The organism is Enterobacter sp. 148H3 (assembly GCF_034107425.1).
In the GTDB taxonomy this organism is placed as follows: Bacteria; Pseudomonadota; Gammaproteobacteria; order Enterobacterales; family Enterobacteriaceae; genus Enterobacter; species Enterobacter vonholyi.
Genome location: NZ_JAWNEI010000004.1, coordinates 279,613 through 297,796, shown reverse-complemented (window position 1 = coordinate 297,796; position 18,184 = coordinate 279,613). Strand labels below are relative to the sequence as shown.

General features: G+C 53.1%; 19 protein-coding genes. 4 read left to right on the top strand and 15 right to left on the bottom strand.

The features are described 5' to 3' along the window. Positions 1 to 141 precede the first annotated feature (141 nt). Together pagP and cspE are read left to right on the top strand one after the other, a co-directional pair. Positions 142 to 759: a lipid IV(A) palmitoyltransferase PagP gene (gene pagP / locus USH94_RS08095; RefSeq protein WP_249429395.1), complete on the top strand. Its 618-nt coding sequence runs from the start codon at positions 142 to 144 to the stop codon at positions 757 to 759. Positions 760 to 949: 190 nt separating this feature from the next. After that, the gene (gene cspE, locus USH94_RS08090; protein WP_002439184.1) at positions 950 to 1,159 is read left to right on the top strand and encodes a transcription antiterminator/RNA stability regulator CspE; all 210 of its coding nucleotides are present in this window, start codon (positions 950 to 952) and stop codon (positions 1,157 to 1,159) included. 219 nt (positions 1,160 to 1,378) lie between these two features. Here the strand turns inward: cspE and crcB are convergent, their stop codons facing one another. Next, positions 1,379 to 1,762 carry a fluoride efflux transporter CrcB gene (gene crcB / locus USH94_RS08085; protein ID WP_008501029.1) on the bottom strand — a complete coding sequence of 128 codons (384 nt, stop codon included), beginning with the start codon at positions 1,760 to 1,762 and terminating at the stop codon, positions 1,379 to 1,381. 67 nt (positions 1,763 to 1,829) lie between these two features. On the opposite strand from crcB, the gene USH94_RS08080 reads away from it, so the two are divergent. Next, positions 1,830 to 2,618: a deaminated glutathione amidase gene (locus tag USH94_RS08080; RefSeq protein ID WP_111964401.1), complete on the top strand. Its 789-nt coding sequence runs from the start codon at positions 1,830 to 1,832 to the stop codon at positions 2,616 to 2,618. A gap of 125 nt (positions 2,619 to 2,743) precedes the next feature. Next, positions 2,744 to 2,947 (top strand): twin-arginine translocase subunit TatE, encoded by a 204-nt coding sequence (gene tatE / locus USH94_RS08075; protein ID WP_023310742.1) that lies wholly within the window; start codon positions 2,744 to 2,746, stop codon positions 2,945 to 2,947. A gap of 82 nt (positions 2,948 to 3,029) precedes the next feature. Here the strand turns inward: tatE and lipA are convergent, their stop codons facing one another. From lipA to leuS, 14 genes are all read right to left on the bottom strand, one after another. Further along, on the bottom strand, positions 3,030 to 3,995 hold the full coding sequence (lipA, locus tag USH94_RS08070) for a lipoyl synthase (RefSeq protein ID WP_111964400.1): 966 nt from the start codon (positions 3,993 to 3,995) through the stop codon (positions 3,030 to 3,032). 207 nt (positions 3,996 to 4,202) lie between these two features. Further along, the gene (locus USH94_RS08065) at positions 4,203 to 5,156 is read right to left on the bottom strand and encodes a YbeF family transcriptional regulator (protein WP_111964399.1); all 954 of its coding nucleotides are present in this window, start codon (positions 5,154 to 5,156) and stop codon (positions 4,203 to 4,205) included. Positions 5,157 to 5,447: 291 nt separating this feature from the next. Next, positions 5,448 to 6,089, bottom strand: a complete 642-nt coding sequence (gene lipB, locus USH94_RS08060) for a lipoyl(octanoyl) transferase LipB (RefSeq protein ID WP_111964398.1) — start codon at positions 6,087 to 6,089, stop codon at positions 5,448 to 5,450. Positions 6,090 to 6,183: 94 nt separating this feature from the next. Further along, positions 6,184 to 6,447 (bottom strand): DUF493 family protein YbeD, encoded by a 264-nt coding sequence (ybeD, locus tag USH94_RS08055; protein ID WP_006177135.1) that lies wholly within the window; start codon positions 6,445 to 6,447, stop codon positions 6,184 to 6,186. A gap of 106 nt (positions 6,448 to 6,553) precedes the next feature. Next, positions 6,554 to 7,765, bottom strand: coding sequence for a D-alanyl-D-alanine carboxypeptidase DacA (gene dacA, locus USH94_RS08050; RefSeq protein WP_032638844.1), 1,212 nt, complete (start codon positions 7,763 to 7,765; stop codon positions 6,554 to 6,556). Between the two features lie 139 nt (positions 7,766 to 7,904). After that, positions 7,905 to 9,017 (bottom strand): endolytic peptidoglycan transglycosylase RlpA, encoded by a 1,113-nt coding sequence (gene rlpA / locus USH94_RS08045; protein WP_111964397.1) that lies wholly within the window; start codon positions 9,015 to 9,017, stop codon positions 7,905 to 7,907. A gap of 16 nt (positions 9,018 to 9,033) precedes the next feature. Beyond that, positions 9,034 to 10,146 (bottom strand): peptidoglycan glycosyltransferase MrdB, encoded by a 1,113-nt coding sequence (gene mrdB / locus USH94_RS08040; RefSeq protein ID WP_023310746.1) that lies wholly within the window; start codon positions 10,144 to 10,146, stop codon positions 9,034 to 9,036. Between the two features lie 2 nt (positions 10,147 to 10,148). Beyond that, positions 10,149 to 12,050, bottom strand: coding sequence for a peptidoglycan DD-transpeptidase MrdA (gene mrdA, locus USH94_RS08035; RefSeq protein ID WP_008501038.1), 1,902 nt, complete (start codon positions 12,048 to 12,050; stop codon positions 10,149 to 10,151). 28 nt (positions 12,051 to 12,078) lie between these two features. After that, positions 12,079 to 12,546, bottom strand: a complete 468-nt coding sequence (gene rlmH / locus USH94_RS08030) for a 23S rRNA (pseudouridine(1915)-N(3))-methyltransferase RlmH (RefSeq protein WP_023310748.1) — start codon at positions 12,544 to 12,546, stop codon at positions 12,079 to 12,081. A 3-nt stretch (positions 12,547 to 12,549) separates the two neighbouring features. Then, positions 12,550 to 12,867 carry a ribosome silencing factor gene (gene rsfS, locus USH94_RS08025; protein ID WP_023334893.1) on the bottom strand — a complete coding sequence of 106 codons (318 nt, stop codon included), beginning with the start codon at positions 12,865 to 12,867 and terminating at the stop codon, positions 12,550 to 12,552. Positions 12,868 to 13,136: 269 nt separating this feature from the next. Beyond that, entirely contained in the window at positions 13,137 to 13,802 is a 666-nt protein-coding gene (gene nadD, locus USH94_RS08020; protein WP_136195347.1) for a nicotinate-nucleotide adenylyltransferase, read from the bottom strand. After that, positions 13,795 to 14,826, bottom strand: a complete 1,032-nt coding sequence (gene holA, locus USH94_RS08015; protein WP_111964395.1) for a DNA polymerase III subunit delta — start codon at positions 14,824 to 14,826, stop codon at positions 13,795 to 13,797. Before holA ends, nadD begins: the two co-directional genes overlap by 8 nt. After that, a complete protein-coding gene (gene lptE / locus USH94_RS08010) occupies positions 14,826 to 15,395 on the bottom strand; it encodes an LPS assembly lipoprotein LptE (protein WP_111964394.1) in 570 nt (189 codons plus the stop codon). Before lptE ends, holA begins: the two co-directional genes overlap by 1 nt. 14 nt (positions 15,396 to 15,409) lie before the next feature. Further along, complete coding sequence (gene leuS / locus USH94_RS08005; protein WP_146749031.1) at positions 15,410 to 17,992, bottom strand: leucine--tRNA ligase; 2,583 nt, start codon at positions 17,990 to 17,992, stop codon at positions 15,410 to 15,412. Between the last annotated feature and the right edge of the window lie 192 nt (positions 17,993 to 18,184).

Here is an 18,184-nt window from a genome sequence, read left to right as displayed (position 1 = left end):
ATTAAGAAGGTTAAAGTATAAGCCCACACTCCGAATGGGTTTATTTGAGCGTGCTGCATGCTTTCTTTAAGAATATTCCCGGAAAGAGGCCGAATAATTAGGAATAACGCCGATGTCGTTAAGACTTGATTCAACTACTTTATGGTAAACTTTGCTTCGAATACTAAGAATGGTAATTGCATTGTGATCGTACGTAATACATTTTTCTCTATTTTGCTGTTTATTTTTGGGCAGTTAACGTTTTCTTCTGTTGCACAGGCAGAAGGCAAAGAGGCGGATAAAGGCTGGTTCTCAACCTTTACGGATAATGTTTCCCAGACATGGACTGCACCTGAACATTATGATCTCTATGTTCCGGCAATAACGTGGCATGCGCGGTTTGCTTATGACAAAGAGAAAACCGATAAATACAACGAGCGTCCATGGGGTGCGGGTTTTGGTCAGTCGCGCTGGGATGAAAAGGGAAACTGGCATGGCATCTATCTGATGGCCTTCAAAGACTCGTTTAATAAATGGGAGCCTATTGGGGGTTATGGTTGGGAGAAAACCTGGCGCCCGCTAGCGGACGAAAACTTCCACGTCGGTTTGGGCTATACCGCCGGGGTCACTGCACGTGACAACTGGAACTACATCCCGATCCCAGTGCTGCTGCCGTTGGCCTCTATTGGCTATGGCCCCGCAACGTTCCAGATGACCTACATTCCGGGTACGTACAACAACGGTAACGTTTACTTCGCCTGGATGCGTTTTCAGTTTTAACTGACAAAACGTTACATGCTGGTGAAAAAACGCGCAGGCGTTGATTCATAAGCGATAAAAATCTGTCAGTGAAAATTAACGCGACTTTAGTCACTTTTTATCAAAGATCCGCTGGACAAAAGGTCCCACAATTGATGTACTGATAACCGACACAGCATTTGTGTCGTTTTTTAATGTAAAGGTAATTTTGATGTCTAAGATTAAAGGTAACGTTAAGTGGTTTAATGAGTCCAAAGGATTCGGTTTCATTACTCCTGAAGATGGCAGCAAAGACGTGTTCGTACACTTCTCTGCAATCCAGTCTAATGGTTTCAAAACTCTGGCTGAAGGTCAGCGTGTAGAGTTCGAAATCACTAACGGTGCCAAAGGCCCTTCTGCTGCTAACGTAATCGCTCTGTAATTCAGACGCGTCAGCAAGAATTTCAAAACCCGCTCAACGAGCGGGTTTTTTTCGTGTTGAATCAGCCAAGCAGATACATTTTCAGGAAGCTGGCAACGATCAGCACGCTCAATAACACCATTCCTGCGCTCATCAGACTCTGTTTCATTCTGTCACCCTCGTTCAGTACTGCATTCAGAGTGACAGAGAAAAATTAAGCCAACATTAACGGTTCGGCTGTTAATGTGCGCTTGCGGAAGAAAATAGCCAAAATGCGATCCCCGTCATCGCAAAAGAGCCGAGCATATTGATCGCCATATTCATTAGCGCCCAGCCGATACGGCCTTCCTGAAAGAGAAAAACTGTCTCCGCAGAAAAGGTTGAGAAGGTGGTCAAACCGCCGCAAAATCCGGTGGTAATCAATACCTTCCACATTGGGTCGATGTGCGTCATTCGGTTAAACCAGGCCAGCCCCATTCCAATGATAAAAGCACCAATCAGGTTAGCGGCAAGCGTCCCCATGGGAATCGCCTGATGCAGGGGATTAAACCGCATACTCAGAAACCACCGCGCAACGCTACCCGTTCCCCCACCAATAAAAACGGCTAAAAGTAGTTGTAACACGCTAAATACCTGCTATTTGATGTGTAAGAGAAGCGAGTTTAACGCCGTTTATGATAAGGGGACAAATATGTATGTTGCGGTAGGGCAGTTTGTGGTCACGCCTGAGTGGCATAAAAATGCGCTCACGTGCGTCAACCTGATGAAGCAGGCCGGGCAGAAAGGGGCGTCGCTGCTGGTTCTCCCCGAGGCGCTGCTGGCCAGGGATGATAATGACCCGGATTTATCCGTGAAGTCCGCGCAGTCGCTGGACGGCGAATTTTTACAGCATTTGCTCGCCCAGAGCGCGGGCAATACGATGACGACAATCTTAACGATCCATGTCCCCTCCACGCCGGGTCGCGCAGTGAATACGCTGGTAGCGATTCGTGACGGGGCCATAGTCGCACATTACGCCAAGCTTCATCTCTATGACGCGTTCAGCATCCAGGAGTCGAGGCTCGTTGACCCCGGAGACAATATCCCACCGCTGCTGGAGATTGACGGATTCAGGATCGGGCTGATGACCTGCTATGACCTGCGTTTTCCCGAACTGGCGCTGCATCTGGCGCTGCAGGGTGCGGACTTACTGGTGCTGCCTGCCGCGTGGGTCAAAGGGCCGTTAAAAGAGCACCACTGGGCAACGCTGCTTGCGGCACGCGCGCTGGATACCACCTGCTATGTCGTTGCCGCAGGAGAATGTGGCACGAAAAACATCGGGCAAAGCAGGGTGGTTGATCCGCTGGGGGTGACGATAGCCGCCGCCGCTGAAGCCCCGGACTTGCTGGTTGCGGAGATAAAACCAGAGAGAATTGCGCTTGCGCGTCAGCAATTACCCGTTCTTCTTAATCGTCGGTTTGCGCCACCGCACTTATTGTGATGTTTTTTTCAACAATGCTTGATTCACCTTGTTACAGATTGCTATTGTGTGCACGCGCTAAATGACCGTTAATACAATCAGGTTTTGGCGCTGAATGCAGCCTGTTATAAGTAAAGAAGGTATCTATGGGTGAGATTAGTATTACCAAACTGCTGGTGGTTGCCGCACTGGTCGTCCTGCTGTTTGGTACCAAGAAGTTACGCACGCTGGGTGGTGACCTGGGGGCTGCCATCAAAGGCTTTAAGAAAGCGATGAACGATGATGATGCAGCGGCGAAGAAAAGCGCCGAGGATGACGTCCCGGCAGATAAGCTTTCTCACAAAGAGTGACAGCATCGCCCAAGGGCTTGCGAAAAAAAAACCGGCTCATGTGGCCGGTTTTTTTGTATTACTGTAAATGAATATTACAGCATTATTTCACTTCTTCGCCTTTAGCCTGCATATCGGCATGGTATGAAGAGCGAACAAATGGGCCGCATGCTGCGTGGGTGAAGCCCATCGCCATCGCTTCGGCTTTCATTTCATCGAACTCGTCCGGACTCACGTAGCGCTGTACCGGCAGGTGGTGACGGCTTGGCTGGAGATACTGTCCCAGGGTCAACATGGTCACACCGTGGCGGCGAAGATCGCGCATCACCTCGATGATTTCGTCGTTAGTTTCACCCAGACCCACCATCAGACCAGACTTAGTCGGAATATGTGGATGCGCTTCTTTGAAACGCTCCAGCAGTTTCAGAGACCAGTTATAGTCAGCACCCGGGCGTACCTGACGGTAGATACGCGGCACGTTCTCCAGATTGTGGTTAAACACATCTGGCGGCGTAGCGGTGAGGATATCCAGCGCGCGGTCCATACGGCCACGGAAGTCAGGCACCAGCGTCTCGATTTTGATGTTTGGACTTTTCTCGCGAATGGCCGTAATACAGTTGGCGAAGTGCTGCGCTCCGCCGTCACGCAGATCGTCACGGTCAACGGAGGTGATAACTACGTAACGCAGCGCCATGTCGGCGATAGTCTGCGCCAGCTTCTGGGGTTCGTTAGCATCAGGTGCGACTGGACGGCCATGAGCAACATCGCAGAACGGGCAGCGACGGGTACAGATAGCACCCAGAATCATAAACGTCGCGGTACCGTGATTGAAACATTCAGCAAGGTTCGGACAAGAGGCTTCTTCACAAACGGAGTGAAGGCCATTCTTGCGCATCGCCGCTTTGATCCCCTGGATACGCGAAGAGTCGGCCGGAAGTTTGATTTTCATCCATTCCGGTTTTCTTAACAGCGCCTCGCGCTCTGTAGCCACGTTTTTAACCGGGATAAGGGCCATTTTATCGGCATCGCGGTATTTAACACCGCGTTCCATCACAATGGGTTTACTCATAGCGTGCGTGTTCCAGTTGCGAATATCGAAGGAAAGCGTTTCAATTCAAGGGAATGTTGTATTTATCAACTATTTTTGAACGAACGACAGGCAGTATATCATTGAAACGGTCGTTAAAGCAGCCTGCCAGATCGCCAATTTGTAAAATAGTTGTTGTTTTGTGCCTTTTGCCCTGCCCGTTGCAGGGGCTTGTGCTGGGTAAACCTGTCAGAAGGCCTGACGGATAATGCGGATGACGTTTTCCAGGACCGGATCGCGCAAACTCAGCTTGTTATAATGCAGTGAAATCTCGATAGATTCCGCATTAAGCTGGCTGAGCGGAATGCTTTCCAGCGGCCAGCATTTTCGTAGCAGACCGTACAGGCGTGATGGCATAACGCACAGCATGTCGCTGCTACCGATCAGGGATGAGGTGGTAAACATATTGTAGCTGCTGAAGCTGATCTGTCGTTCAGGGAAAATTTCATCAATGCGCTGACGAAGTGCATGGTTAGACTGCCCTTCGGTCATGAAAGACGAATGGTCGTAGTTGCGAAGGTTTTCGATGGTCAACGGCTCGCTAAGAGCAGGATGCTGCTGGCGGCAAACCAGCACCAGATTATCTGCATAGAGCACATTTTGACCCAGCGCTCTGGCACTGAAGCTGCCGCTTTCTATAATCAGGTCCGTCTGGAACTGGGCAAGTTGAATGTCAGGTTCATTGAGAGGCACATTGCGAAGCAGGAGCTGCGGAGCATGCTCTTTCACGGCCTGAAAGATCGCAGGCATGACCAGTACACCCACAGAAGGGGAACAGCCAATGGTGATGGTTCTTTGCTTATCATAGCTCCCGGTTAAATCCAGTGCGCCCAGAATCGACTCCAGACCCTGGCTGATGTACTCATGCAGATGCGTGGCGTAAGCCGTCGGCGTTACCCCCTGGCCCTTACGGATAAATAACGGGTCAGGAAATATAGCGCGCAGCTTTTGGATTGACTGGCTTATTGCTGAAGGCGTGAGATTAAGAATTTTCGCAGCGTTAACGATACCTTTATGGACATATACTGCCTCAAAAATAGTCAATAAATTGAGATCAATATTACGTAAAGTCCGAAAAATTTGCGGCTTGTCTTCGCCACCAGGTTCATTCAGTCGTTTGGCTGGTAAATTATTATACTCCACGCTTTCACTCCGTATACATTCACAATATGAATGATAGTTGAATTTATTTATTATGCTTGTAGAGATTCGTAAAGTGTTGGTTTTGTTTCACTTGTTTATCAAAAGCAAACACTTGTGTGATAATTGCTCACGTTACTTATGCCGTGTTTGCCGTACTTGCTGGAGGCTAAATAATATGTAGCGGTAATATTCGGGCGCTTCGAAAATATAGAATCTGTGGATTATTGTAAAGCGCAAAAACGGTAAATAAACGGTGGCCCGCCAAATTAGCGAGCCATGTTGTATGATATATTAAGCAGCGATATATTCGTGTGGGGGATTGTTAAGTAGTGCTAAAACATTCTTCAAAAGCACGGGACGAATACTGTCTGGCGTAGCGGTTTCAACCCACTGACGCACTTGCGTCATTTCCATGCCGGCGTAGCCGCAGGGGTTTATGCGCTGGAAAGGGGCGAGATCCATATTAATGTTCAATGCCAGGCCGTGGAACGAACAGCCTTTACGAATACGCAGCCCCAGAGAGCAGATCTTCATTTCCCCAACGTACACCCCAGGCGCATCGGCTCGCGGATGCGCATCAATACCATATTCCGCCAGCGTGTTGACGACAGTTTGTTCCAGTAAGGTAACCAGCTCGCGGACGCCCAGCTTTCTGCGCTTCAGGTTGAGCAGGACGTACATCACCTGCTGCCCGGGTCCATGGTAAGTGACCTGACCGCCGCGATCGCTCTGAATAACCGGGATATCTCCCGTCATTAACAAATGTTCTGCTTTACCCGCCTGACCCTGAGTAAATACCGGCAGGTGTTCGACAAGCCAGATCTCATCCGGGGTGCTGTCATCGCGTGAATCGGTGAAGTCATGCATAGCCTGGGAGACAGGCTCATAAGGTTGCAGCCCGAGGTGACGGACCAGAATTTTATCCTGATACAAAACTGCGTCTCCGAAGACGAGGGACAAAAGGTGTGCGGGATTATATCACAGCGGGGAGAGGGGTTACCCGGCAAACCGGGTAACCGCGAAGGGGCTACAGCACCATACGAACAATTTCGATATTGCCGAGTTCTTCGTAAAGCGTTTCAACCTGCTCAATATGTGTCGCAGTGATGGTAATAGAAACCGAGTGGTAGTTGCCCTTGCTGCTTGGTTTTACTGACGGAGAGTAGTCACCGGGCGCATGGCGCTGTACCACTTCAACCACCTGATCAACCAGCTCAGGTTTCGCCAGACCCATTACTTTGTAGGTAAATGAGGTAGGGAATTCAAGCAGTTCGTTAAGTTTGGTTTTCATGTCAGCTCCGGCGTAACGTCAAAAAATAATAACTCCCACGTCAGGTGGGAGTTATCAGGATACTTAGTATATGGGGATCAAAATCACACTTTCAAGTGTTCAATTTTTAACCAAACCAGTGGTGGAACATCAATTTAATGTAATCAATGATTTTGCCGAAGAAATTGCCTTCAGGAATTTCTTGCAGGACCACCAGCGGACGCTGATCGATCGTTTTGCCATCCAGCTGGAAGTTGATGGTGCCCACAACCTGGTTCTTCTGCAGCGGGGCGTGCAACTCGGTGCTGTTCAGTACGTAGCTGGCTTTCAGATCCTTCATACGACCACGCGGAATGGTCAGGTACAGGTCTTTATCAACGCCGAGAGAAGCACGGTCGTTGTCGCCGAACCAGACGGGTTCAGACGCAAACTCTTTGCCTGCTTTCAGTGGATTCACGGTTTCGAAGAAACGGAAGCCCCAGGTCAGCAGTTTCTTGCTTTCTGTTTCACGACCTTTGAAGGTGCGTCCGCCCATCACGGCAGAGATCAGACGCATCTGACCTTCAGTGGCAGAGGCCACCAGGTTGTAGCCCGCTTTGTCGGTGTGGCCAGTTTTGATGCCGTCAACGTTCAGGCTGTTATCCCACAGCAGACCGTTACGGTTGGTCTGACGAATACCGTTGAAAGTGAACTCTTTCTCTTTATAGATAGAGTATTCATTGGGGACATCGCGGATCAGCGCCTGACCAATCAGCGCCATGTCACGCGCGGAGCTGTACTGGCCGTCTGCATCCAGGCCGTGTACGGTCTGGAAATGGCTATTTTTCAGACCCAGCGCGTTCACGTAGCTGTTCATCAGGCCCACGAAGGCGTCCTGGCTACCGGCGGCGAAATCGGCCATTGCCACGCAGGCGTCGTTACCCGACTGCAGGTTGATACCGCGAATCAGCTGGGAAACAGGAACCTGCATACCCGGCTTCAGGAACATCAGAGAGGAACCTTTGAAAACAGGGTTCCCGGTTGCCCACGCATCGTTACCGATGGTGACCAGATCCGATTCTTTGAATTTACCCGCCTTCATCGCCTGGCCAATAACGTAGCTGGTCATCATTTTGGTCAGGCTGGCTGGGTCACGGCGGGCATCGGCATTCTGTTCTGCCAGCACTTTGCCAGAGTTGTAATCGATCAGGATGTAGGATTCCGCGTCGATTTGCGGAACGCCAGGGATCATGGTCTTGATATTCAGGTCATCGGCATGAGCTGCAGAGAGCGCAGCCGCGCAAAGGGCCGTGGTCAGCGCCATGCGCTGCACAAAACGAGCAGAAAAAGTGGTCTTCATGGTCAGAACTACGACATCCGTGATGGAATTAAAAAAAGTGCCTTACTATAGCAAATGCTATTCAGGTAGGCATCCGACTTTAAGCATGAGTTTGTGAATGCGTTTTACACAAACTGACAATTCGGATACCGCCGGTTAATTATTTTGCAACAGCGATAAATGACTGAAGCTGAGCTTCATTCTGCAAACGCTGCTGCAGGGAGGCGGCCTGCGATTTGCTGGCAAACGGCCCCATCTGAATGCGCCAGACCGCACCGTTCTGCTCAACGCGTCCAGGTACGCCAAACTGCTGGCTCAGACGCTGCTGATACTGTTTGGCCCGGGCCTGATCGCTCACTGCACCGACCTGAACCACATAGCTGCCGCTGGCTGCTGTTGGAGCCGCCACCGCCGCACTTTGCGTGGCCGCGGGCGCCGTTACGGGAGCCGGCTGGGTTGCTGGCGCGGCAACGGGAGCAGGGGCTGGAGTAGGCTCACTGCCTTCCAGCACGCCCGAGGCTAAGGTCGTTGGGGCGCCAAGAAAACCGCTACTCTTTACCGGCGCGCCGGTAGAATCCTCGCTTTGCAGCGTATCATTACTGATCGGGCGTATTTCTCCCCCCGGCTGAGCAGGCTCTGCCGGAGACGAGACGCTTCCCATTCCGCCGTCAAGATTTGGGCGGTCAGGAAGGGCATAGGTCTGTTTTGCGACCGTCGTACACGCGGTTCCCGGCCCGGAGAGCGAACCATCCTGCGCGACGATAATCGGGTCAATACGGACCTTGGTGTTGTTCGAGGTGTTCAGGCGATCGGCAGACGCGCGCGACAGGGAAATCACCCGGTCATTCCCGTACGGGCCGCGGTCGTTGATGCGCACGACGATCATACGGCCGTTCGCCAGGTTGGTGATACGGGCGTAGCTCGGGATAGGCAGCGTCGGATGTGCTGCCGTCAGCTGCATTGGGTCGAACGCTTCCCCGGATGCCGTCAGGTTACTGCCTGGCTCGGCATCATAAATGGCGGCAAAGCCCGCCTGACTGAAACGGGAAGGGTCCTGAACAATTTTATAGCTTTTGCCGTCGCGCTCGTAATCCTGATTGGCACTGGCATTCAGCGGTTCATAAACGGGATCGGCACCGCTGATTTCAACGATCGGGCCATTACACACCGCAGGCTGCGGCGGCGCGACGGTTGCCTGTTGCTGACCATCATCACTTGTGCAGGCCGCAAGTAAACTTGCCGCAATGCAGATCCCCAGCCACTGCTTACGCATTCCGATCCCCTTATTTTTATACGCTTTTTGACAACATTTTTCTGTGGGTATGGATCGACATTACGATACCAAACCCGGCCATCAACACGATCAGTGCCGAGCCTCCGTAACTCACCAGCGGCAGCGGTACGCCTACCACCGGCAGAATACCACTCACCATACCAATATTTACGAAGACATAAACGAATAAAATCAGCATCAACCCGCCAGCCATGACGCGACCAAAGGTGGTTTGCGCGCGTGCTGCAATCCACAATCCACGCATGATCAGCAGTACATAAAGCGCCAGCAATATTAAGATGCCAACCAGTCCCAGTTCTTCCGCCAGTACGGCAAAGATAAAGTCGGTGTGGCGTTCCGGTAAAAATTCCAGCTGAGACTGCGTGCCGTGCAGCCAGCCTTTACCGCGCAGCCCGCCGGAGCCAATCGCAATCTTTGACTGAATAATATGATAGCCCGCGCCCAGCGGATCGGTTTCCGGATCGAGCAGCATCATAACGCGCTGGCGCTGGTAGTCATGCATCAGGAAGAACCACAGGATAGGAATGAAAGCCGCAATCAGCACCACCGCGATACCAATCAGGCGCCAGCTCAGTCCCGAGAGGAACAGGACAAATAGGCCGGAGAGGGCAATAAGGATTGAGGTGCCGAGGTCAGGCTGTGCCGCAACCAGCAGCGTTGGCAGGAAAATCAGCACCAGCGCGATAGCGGTATTCTTCAGAGACGGCGGACAGACGTCGCGGTTGATAAAGCGTGCCACCATCAGTGGAACGGCGATTTTGGCAATTTCAGAGGGCTGGAAGCGGACAACGCCCAGATCCAGCCAGCGCTGCGCCCCTTTTGAAATGGCGCCAAACGCATCGACCGCAACCAGCAGAATAATACAGAAGATGTAGAGATAGGGCGCCCAGCCTTCGTAGACGCGCGGCGGGATCTGCGCCATCACCACCATGATAATTAGACCCATGGCAATCTGGCCGATTTTGCGCTCCATCATCCCGATGTCCTGGCCGCTGGCGCTCCAGATAACCAGCGCGCTGTAAACCAGCAGAGCCAGTAGGATCAGCAGCATGGCTGGGTCGATGTGGATTTTGTCCCACAGCGATTTTTTATTTGGATTATCCGTCATGATTATTGGTCCTCCGCCGCAGCGGCGGCCGGGTTTTCAGCCGGCAGTTCGGTGTTGTTATCACCCAGCATAATGTGGTCAAGGATCTGGCGCATGATGGTCCCTACTGCAGGCCCGGCACCGCCGTTCTCGAGAATCATCGCCACCGCGACCTGCGGGTTGTCATAAGGAGCAAACGCCGTCATCAGCTTATGGTCACGCAGACGTTCAGCAATGCGGTGCGCGTTATAGGTTTCATTGGCCTTAAGACCAAACACCTGCGCAGTACCGGACTTCGCCGCCACTTTGTACGGCGTCCCGGCGAAATATTTGTGTGCGGTACCGTTCGGGCGGTTTGCCACGCCGTACATACCGTCTTTCGCAATTTCCCAGAAGCCTGAATGTATGTCACCCACCGGGGCTTCATGCGGCTGGTTCCACGGCACTTTTTTGCCGTCTTCAACCGTACTCTGCAGCAGATGCGGCACTTTCACCACGCCGTCATTGATGAGGATCATCATGGCTTTGTTCATCTGAAGCGGCGTTGCCGTCCAGTAGCCCTGACCGATACCCACCGGAATGGTGTCGCCCTGATACCACGGTTTTTTAAAGCGCTTCAGCTTCCATTCGCGCGTCGGCATGTTGCCGGAGCGTTCTTCTGCAAGGTCAACGCCGGTATAGTGTCCGTATCCGAATTTGCTCATCCATTCTGACAGGCGGTCGATCCCCATGTCATACGCCACCTGATAGAAGAAGGTATCCGCAGACTCCTCTAGCGATTTGGTGACGTTCAGATGACCGTGGCCCCATTTTTTCCAGTCACGATAGCGCTTATCTGAGCCAGGTAGCTGCCACCAGCCTGGGTCAAACAGGCTGGTATTACGGTTGATGACGCCGGCACTCAGCGCAGAAACCGCGACGTACGGTTTAACCGTTGATGCCGGCGGGTAAACCCCTTGCGTTGCACGGTTCACCAGAGGCGTGTTCGGATCGTTCAGCAGACCGGAATAGTCTTTACTGGATATGCCGTCAACGAAGAGGTTCGGGTCATAGCTAGGCATGGAGACCATCGCCAGGATGCCGCCGGTACGAGGATCGGTGACCACAACGGCTGCACGACTGCCCGCCAGCAGGGTTTCAATATACTGCTGAAGCTTGAGGTCGAGCGTCAGATAGACGTCATGCCCCGCCTGAGGCGGCACTTCTTTCAGCTGGCGGATCACGCGGCCACGGTTGTTAACCTCAACCTCTTCATAGCCGGTTTGCCCGTGCAGAACGTCTTCGTAGTAGCGTTCGATCCCCAGCTTACCGATATCGTGCGTTGCGGCGTAGTTGGCCAGCTTGCCGTCTTTATCAAGACGGTCAACGTCTTTGTCGTTAATTTTGGAAACGTAGCCAATCACATGCGTCAGGGCGGAGCCGTAGGGATAGTAGCGACGCTTATAGCCCTTCACTTCCACGCCGGGGAAACGGTACTGGTTCACCGCAAAGCGGGCCACCTGAACTTCCGTCAGATTGGTTTTAACCGGAATGGAGGTAAAACGGTGAGAGCGGGCGCGCTCTTTTTTGAAGGCGGCGATATCGTCATCGTTAAGGTCGACAACGCTCTTTAGCGCTTCCAGCGTATCCTGAACGTTATCGACTTTTTCCGGCATCATCTCGATTTGATAGATGGTGCGGTTTAGCGCCAGCGGGGTGCCGTTACGATCGTAAATAATACCGCGGCTGGGTGCGATAGGCACCAGCTTAATACGGTTTTCGTTTGAACGCGTCTGGTAGTCGGTAAAGCGGACAATTTGCAGATTATAAAGGTTGGCGATCAGCACGCCGGTAAGCAGCAAAATCCCGGTAAAGGCGACCAACGCCCGGCGCACAAACAGCGCGGACTCAGCCGTATAGTCGCGAAAAGAATTCTGTAGTTTCATCCGCTGCTTAATCTACCCTGGTCAGTCATTACTCGCGGTGATAGGGGTGGTTGGTAGTAATGCTCCACGCGCGATACAGGCTTTCAGCCACTAGTACCCGAACGAGCGGGTGGGGAAGCGTCAGCGCGGAGAGGGACCAACTTTGTTCAGCCGCCGCTTTGCAGGCAGGGGATAACCCTTCTGGCCCGCCAATCAACAGACTGACGTCACGGCCATCCTGCTTCCAGCGCTCCAGTTCTTGCGCCAGCTGCGGCGTATCCCAGGGCTTACCTGGAATATCGAGGGTGACGATGCGGTTCTTGCCTGCGGCAGCCAGCATCAGTTCGCCCTCTTTATCGAGAATACGTTTGATATCAGCGTTCTTGCCGCGCTTACCGGCGGGAATTTCCACCAGCTCGAACGGCATGTCTTTTGGAAAACGACGCAGATATTCAGTAAAACCGGTTTGTACCCAGTCCGGCATTTTGGTGCCGACGGCGACCAACTGCAACTTCACGCATTAACCCCAGAGTTTTTCCAGCTCATACAGGCGACGGCTCTCGTCCTGCATGACGTGGACAATCACATCGCCGAGGTCGACTACTACCCAGTCAGCCGTCGCTTCACCTTCAACGCCCAGCGGCAACAGCCCTGCTGCACGCGATTCCTGAACCACGTGATCGGCAATTGAAACAACATGACGCGTCGATGTACCGGTGCAGATGATCATGCAGTCGGTAATACTGGATTTACCCTTAACGTCGATAGCGATGATGTCCTGACCTTTCAGGTCATCAATTTTGTCAATAACAAAATCCTGGAGTGCTTTACCCTGCAAGTTTTCCCCCTGGGGTGAATGAGATTGTAAAACTTTGAATTCGTAGCCAGACAGTATACCTGAACTCACGCCTGTGTCGGGACAAATGTCTCCGGTCGGGCTTCAGAAGGCGGGTATCATCCCACCCTCCGCCTGAGATTGCATCGCCATTTTTGTAAAACAATTTCTGTAAAGCAATTATCGGCGGGAAAGTCTGGCAGCGGAGAATAACAGTATGGCTTACCCTGTCAAGGCAGGATAAACAATAAGCCCCTTTTTATGCCCTCCGGCTATTCATCTGCGCTTTTCTGATACAAACCGTGCGCATGGATATAGGCTAACACCGGTGCGGGGAGCAGATCGTCACAGGCTAAACCCTGCTGTAAACGCTCACGAATGAGGGTCGCAGAGATATCGAACCACGGCGTTTCCGCAAGATAGATCTTCCCGGCAGGCTGATTATGAAGATCTTCAACATTATCGGTGAGATGGTCTTCCAGCCACTGCTGGTACTGCGCTTCGCGCATGGTCAGCGGATAGCCCGGACGGCGGCAGACCAGCAAATGGCTGTTGTCCAGAATAGTTTCATACTGATGCCATGTGGGGAAATTCAGCAGGGAATCCTGGCCGATGATAAACGCCAGCGGCTGGTCTGGCCCTTGTTCGGCGCGCCACTCCTGAAGCGTCTGAGATGTCCAGGAGGGTGTGTCGCGACGCAGCTCACGCTCGTCAAGTCGGAAGAGGGGTTTATCCGCGATGGCAAGGGCAAGCATCTCTTTTCGCTGCTCGCTGGTCGCCTCGGGCTGTGGACGATGGGGCGGGACATTGTTGGGCATAATGGTGACGCGCTGAAGGCCGATCAGATTCGCCAGAATTTCAACCGGCTTCAGATGCCCGTAATGTACCGGGTCGAAGGTGCCGCCATATAAGGCCTGTAAAGAATGCATGCTATCCATCAATAAAAACGTCTGCCAGCGCCTTGTGGCAGAGCAGCAGAGAAAGGCTTTCCAGCTCCGCCCACACCGACTGGCCGTAATCTTGTTTTAACGTGAGCTCTGCGCACATCAGAAGCTGTACAGCCTGACGAAGCTGTTCATGACTCAGGCGGTTGACGGCCTCTGTGGTCAAAGCCCGGCGATTTTGCCACACGCGGTGTTTATCAAACAGCGAACGCAGCGGCGTATGGGCAGACTGACGCTTGAGCGTAATCAGCAGCAGTAATTCGCGCTGCAGCGTACGCAGCAGAATAACGGGTTCGCTCCCTTCGAGACGCAGCTGTTGCAGAATATGCAGGGCGCGTTTGCTTTTCGCCGACAGCAGCGCGTCCACCCAGTGGAACGGCGTGAAGTGTGCCGCGTCGTTAACGGCCTGCTCGACGCGCGGCAAGGTCAGCTTGCCATCCGGCCAGAGCAGGGAGAGTCTGTCCAGCGCCTGTGCCAGTGCAAGCAGATTGCCTTCATAGCAGTAGCAGAGCAGTTGGTTCGCCGCATCATCCAGCTGAAGGTTGTTCTGCTTCGCTCTCGCTGCGACCCATTTTGGCAGATGCGCCTGTTCAGGCGTCTGACAGGTGACCTGCACCGCGTGGGCTGCGAGTTGGGTGAACCACGCCGCGTTTTCCTGCGCTTTGGTGAGCTTGTTACCGCGCACAATCAGCAGCAGATCGCTGTGAAGCAGGCTGACTAGCGTGGCCAGCTGTTCATTGATGGCCGCGTTAGGGCCGTTCTCCGGCAGCAGGATCTGAATTGTCTGGCGCGACGCAAAAAGGCTCATCGCCTGACAGAGTGAGAAGAGGGCATTCCAGTCGGTGCTGTTATCCAGCTGGACGGTGTGGTGTTCATCGAAGCCCTGAGAAGCGGCCTCATGCCGCACGGCATCAAGGCTTTCCTGAAGTAATAACGGATCGTTTCCAAGAAGCAGATACGCCGCGCGCAGCCCTTCTTTGAGCTGCGCGCGGAGTTGTTCAGGATACAGCCTGATCATCATTTACCCAGAGAGTTAGCAGCAGGAAGCGTGCCAGCAACCGGTTTTTCAACAATGTCAGAGCCTTGTTTGGTAGACGCTGCAATACTTGGCAGTTTACGGATTAGCTGTTCCGCCGCCTTGTCGTACATTTCGTTGATGATAATCTGCTGTTCGGCATCTTTTGCCAGCGCCGTCTGCGGGTTATCGAAGAACGAACGGTACACTTTCGTGCTGATCGGATAGATGTCTTTACCCGGGATCAGGACCGCTGCGCTGACCGTCAGCACCATCTGATATTCAGCTGTACGGCCATCCTGGAAGATAGAAGCGGTATCTCTCGACAGACCTCCTCCTATAATACGCAGAGACGGTACATCCTGGCGCAGCGTTTGTTTTTCAACAAGCTCAACGCCGTTCAGACGTAGCTGATTACGAATTGCCCGGCTGAGTGGGCCATTCGGATCTGATGAGTCGAAAATCATCGTTTTCATCTCAGCAGGCACCGCCGTGGTATTGCGCAGGTGCCATCCGCAGCCAGCGGTGACAAGCACCGCCAGTGATAAGAGTATTGTTGCCAGTTGTCGCACGTTTCCTCCCGCGCTTAGCCAACGACCAGATTGAGCAGTTTACCCGGTACGTAGATCACTTTACGTACGGTAACGCCCTCAAGATATTTTGCGACCAGAGGTTCCTGACCCGCGCGCTCGCGAACCTGTTCTTCGGTTGCATCGACCGCCACGGTAATTTTACCGCGGACTTTGCCGTTCACCTGGACCACTACCAGCGTCGTGTTTTCCACCATCGCTGCTTCGTCAGCCTGCGGCCACGGCGCGTTGTCGATATCTCCTTCGCCTTTCAGCTCCTGCCACAGGGTGAAGCTAACGTGTGGAGTGAACGGGTTCAGCATGCGAACAACAGCCAGCAGTGCTTCACGCATTAAGGCGCGATCCTGCTCACCGTCCTGCGGGGCTTTCGCCAGCTTGTTCATCAGTTCCATAATAGCCGCAATTGCGGTATTGAAGGTCTGACGACGACCAATATCATCGGTTACTTTCGCAATCGTTTTATGAACATCACGACGCAGCGCCTGCTGATCTTCAGTCAGTGCGGCGGCGTTCAACGCTGGGGCATCACCCAGAGCAGTATGTTCGTAAACCAGTTTCCAGACGCGTTTCAGGAAACGGTTAGCGCCTTCAACGCCAGATTCCTGCCACTCCAGAGTCATATCAGCCGGAGAGGCAAACATCATGAACAGACGAACGGTGTCAGCACCGTAACGCTCAACCATCACCTGTGGGTCGATACCGTTGTTTTTCGACTTGGACATCTTGCTCATGCCGGTATAAACCAGTTCATGGCCTTCGGCGTCTTTCGCCTTCACGATACGGCCTTTCTCGTCGCGCTCGACAATGGCATCAACCGGAGAAACCCAGTTACGCTCGCCGTTGGCGCCGACGTAATAGAATGCATCTGCCAGCACCATGCCCTGACACAGCAGCTGTTTGGCCGGTTCGTCAGAGTTCACCATGCCCGCATCGCGCATCAGCTTGTGGAAGAAGCGGAAGTAAAGCAGGTGCATGATGGCGTGTTCAATGCCGCCGATGTAGATATCTACCGGCAGCCAGTAGTTTGCCGCTTTGGAATCCAGCATGCCTTCCTGATACTGCGGACAGGTGTAGCGAGCATAGTACCAGGATGACTCCATAAAGGTGTCAAAGGTGTCGGTTTCGCGCAGCGCAGGCTGACCGTTGACGGTGGTTTTTGCCCACTCAGGATCGGCTTTGATCGGGCTGGTGATGCCGTCCATGACGACGTCTTCCGGCAGGATCACCGGGAGCTGATCTTCCGGCGTTGGCATCACGGTGCCATCTTCCAGCGTCACCATTGGGATTGGTGCACCCCAGTAACGCTGACGGGATACGCCCCAGTCGCGCAGACGGAAGTTAACCTTACGCTCACCCACGCCCAGAGAGGCCAGCTTATCGGCGATGGCGTTGAAGCCCTCTTCGAAGCTCAGACCGCTGAACTCGCCGGAGTTGAACAAGGTACCTTTTTCGGTCAGCGCTTGTTCAGACAGGTCTGGTTCTGAACCGTCAGCCGCCAGGATAACAGGCTTGATGGTCAGGCCATATTTGGTGGCAAATTCGTAGTCGCGCTGATCGTGACCCGGAACGGCCATCACGGCGCCCGTGCCGTATTCCATCAGTACGAAGTTGGCGGCCCAGACAGGGATCGCTTCGCCAGTCAGCGGGTGAATGGCTTTAAAGCCGGTATCAACGCCTTTTTTCTCCATCGTTGCCATATCGGCTTCGGCCACTTTGGTGTTGCGGCATTCGTCGATGAATGTAGCCAGTTCCGGATTGTTTTCTGCCGCTTTCTGCGCCAGCGGGTGACCTGCGGCCACGGCCAGGTAGGTCGCGCCCATGAAGGTGTCCGGACGGGTGGTGTAGACGGTCAGGGTCTGGTCGTAGTTCTCAACGTTGAAGGTAATTTCTACGCCTTCAGAACGGCCGATCCAGTTGCGCTGCATGGTTTTAACGGTATCTGGCCAGTGGTCCAGGTTATCCAGATCGTTCAGCAGCTCATCAGCGTAAGCGGTGATTTTGATAAACCACTGCGGGATCTCTTTACGCTCTACTTTGGTGTCGCAGCGCCAGCAGCAGCCATCAATAACCTGTTCGTTCGCGAGAACGGTCTGGTCATTCGGACACCAGTTAACGGCAGAAGTCTTCTTATACACCAGCCCTTTTTTGTACAGCTCGGTGAAGAACTTCTGCTCCCAGCGATAGTATTCTGGCGTACAGGTTGCCAGCTCGCGGCTCCAGTCATAGCCAAAGCCCAGCATTTTGAGCTGGTTTTTCATGTACGCGATGTTGTCGTACGTCCACGGTGCCGGCGCCGTATTATTTTTTACCGCCGCGCCTTCCGCAGGAAGACCGAACGCATCCCAGCCGATAGGCTGGAGCACGTTTTTGCCGAGCATGCGCTGGTAACGCGCAATCACATCGCCGATGGTGTAGTTACGCACGTGGCCCATGTGTAGTCGACCAGAAGGATAGGGAAGCATCGACAGGCAGTAATACTTCTCTTTGCTCTCGTCTTCGGTTACTTCAAAGGTGCGCTTCTCGTCCCAGTGTTGCTGGACTTTTGATTCTATCTCTTCCGGGCGGTATTGCTCTTGCATGGCAGCCAGTGGTCCTGTTTTCAATACAGCTACAAATGTAGCCAATGGATGTGGTAATTCAGATCCGCATAGCATAGCCCAAACGCCCGCGTCAAAACAGCCTTTCGCACAAATGCGCTTTGCAGGAATTTACCGGGTCTGTGCTTCACCTGACAAAGCGGCGATGAAATAAGGTCTATTATTAGAAATAGT

Bases quoted from the DNA above. Each gene is read 5' to 3' on its own strand.
- pagP (WP_249429395.1), top strand. From the start codon at position 142: ATGGTAAACTTTGCTTCGAATACTAAGAATGGTAATTGCATTGTGATC.
- USH94_RS08080 (WP_111964401.1), top strand. From the start codon at position 1,830: ATGTATGTTGCGGTAGGGCAGTTTGTGGTCACGCCTGAGTGGCATAAA.
- mrdB (WP_023310746.1), bottom strand. From the start codon at position 10,146: ATGACGGATAATCCAAATAAAAAATCGCTGTGGGACAAAATCCACATC.
- mrdA (WP_008501038.1), bottom strand. From the start codon at position 12,050: ATGAAACTACAGAATTCTTTTCGCGACTATACGGCTGAGTCCGCGCTG.
- ybeD (WP_006177135.1), bottom strand. From the start codon at position 6,447: ATGAAAACCAAACTTAACGAACTGCTTGAATTCCCTACCTCATTTACC.
- nadD (WP_136195347.1), bottom strand. From the start codon at position 13,802: ATGGATAGCATGCATTCTTTACAGGCCTTATATGGCGGCACCTTCGAC.
- cspE (WP_002439184.1), top strand. From the start codon at position 950: ATGTCTAAGATTAAAGGTAACGTTAAGTGGTTTAATGAGTCCAAAGGA.
- holA (WP_111964395.1), bottom strand. From the start codon at position 14,826: ATGATCAGGCTGTATCCTGAACAACTCCGCGCGCAGCTCAAAGAAGGG.
- tatE (WP_023310742.1), top strand. From the start codon at position 2,744: ATGGGTGAGATTAGTATTACCAAACTGCTGGTGGTTGCCGCACTGGTC.
- lipA (WP_111964400.1), bottom strand. From the start codon at position 3,995: ATGAGTAAACCCATTGTGATGGAACGCGGTGTTAAATACCGCGATGCC.
- rlpA (WP_111964397.1), bottom strand. From the start codon at position 9,017: ATGCGTAAGCAGTGGCTGGGGATCTGCATTGCGGCAAGTTTACTTGCG.
- dacA (WP_032638844.1), bottom strand. From the start codon at position 7,765: ATGAAGACCACTTTTTCTGCTCGTTTTGTGCAGCGCATGGCGCTGACC.
- leuS (WP_146749031.1), bottom strand. From the start codon at position 17,992: ATGCAAGAGCAATACCGCCCGGAAGAGATAGAATCAAAAGTCCAGCAA.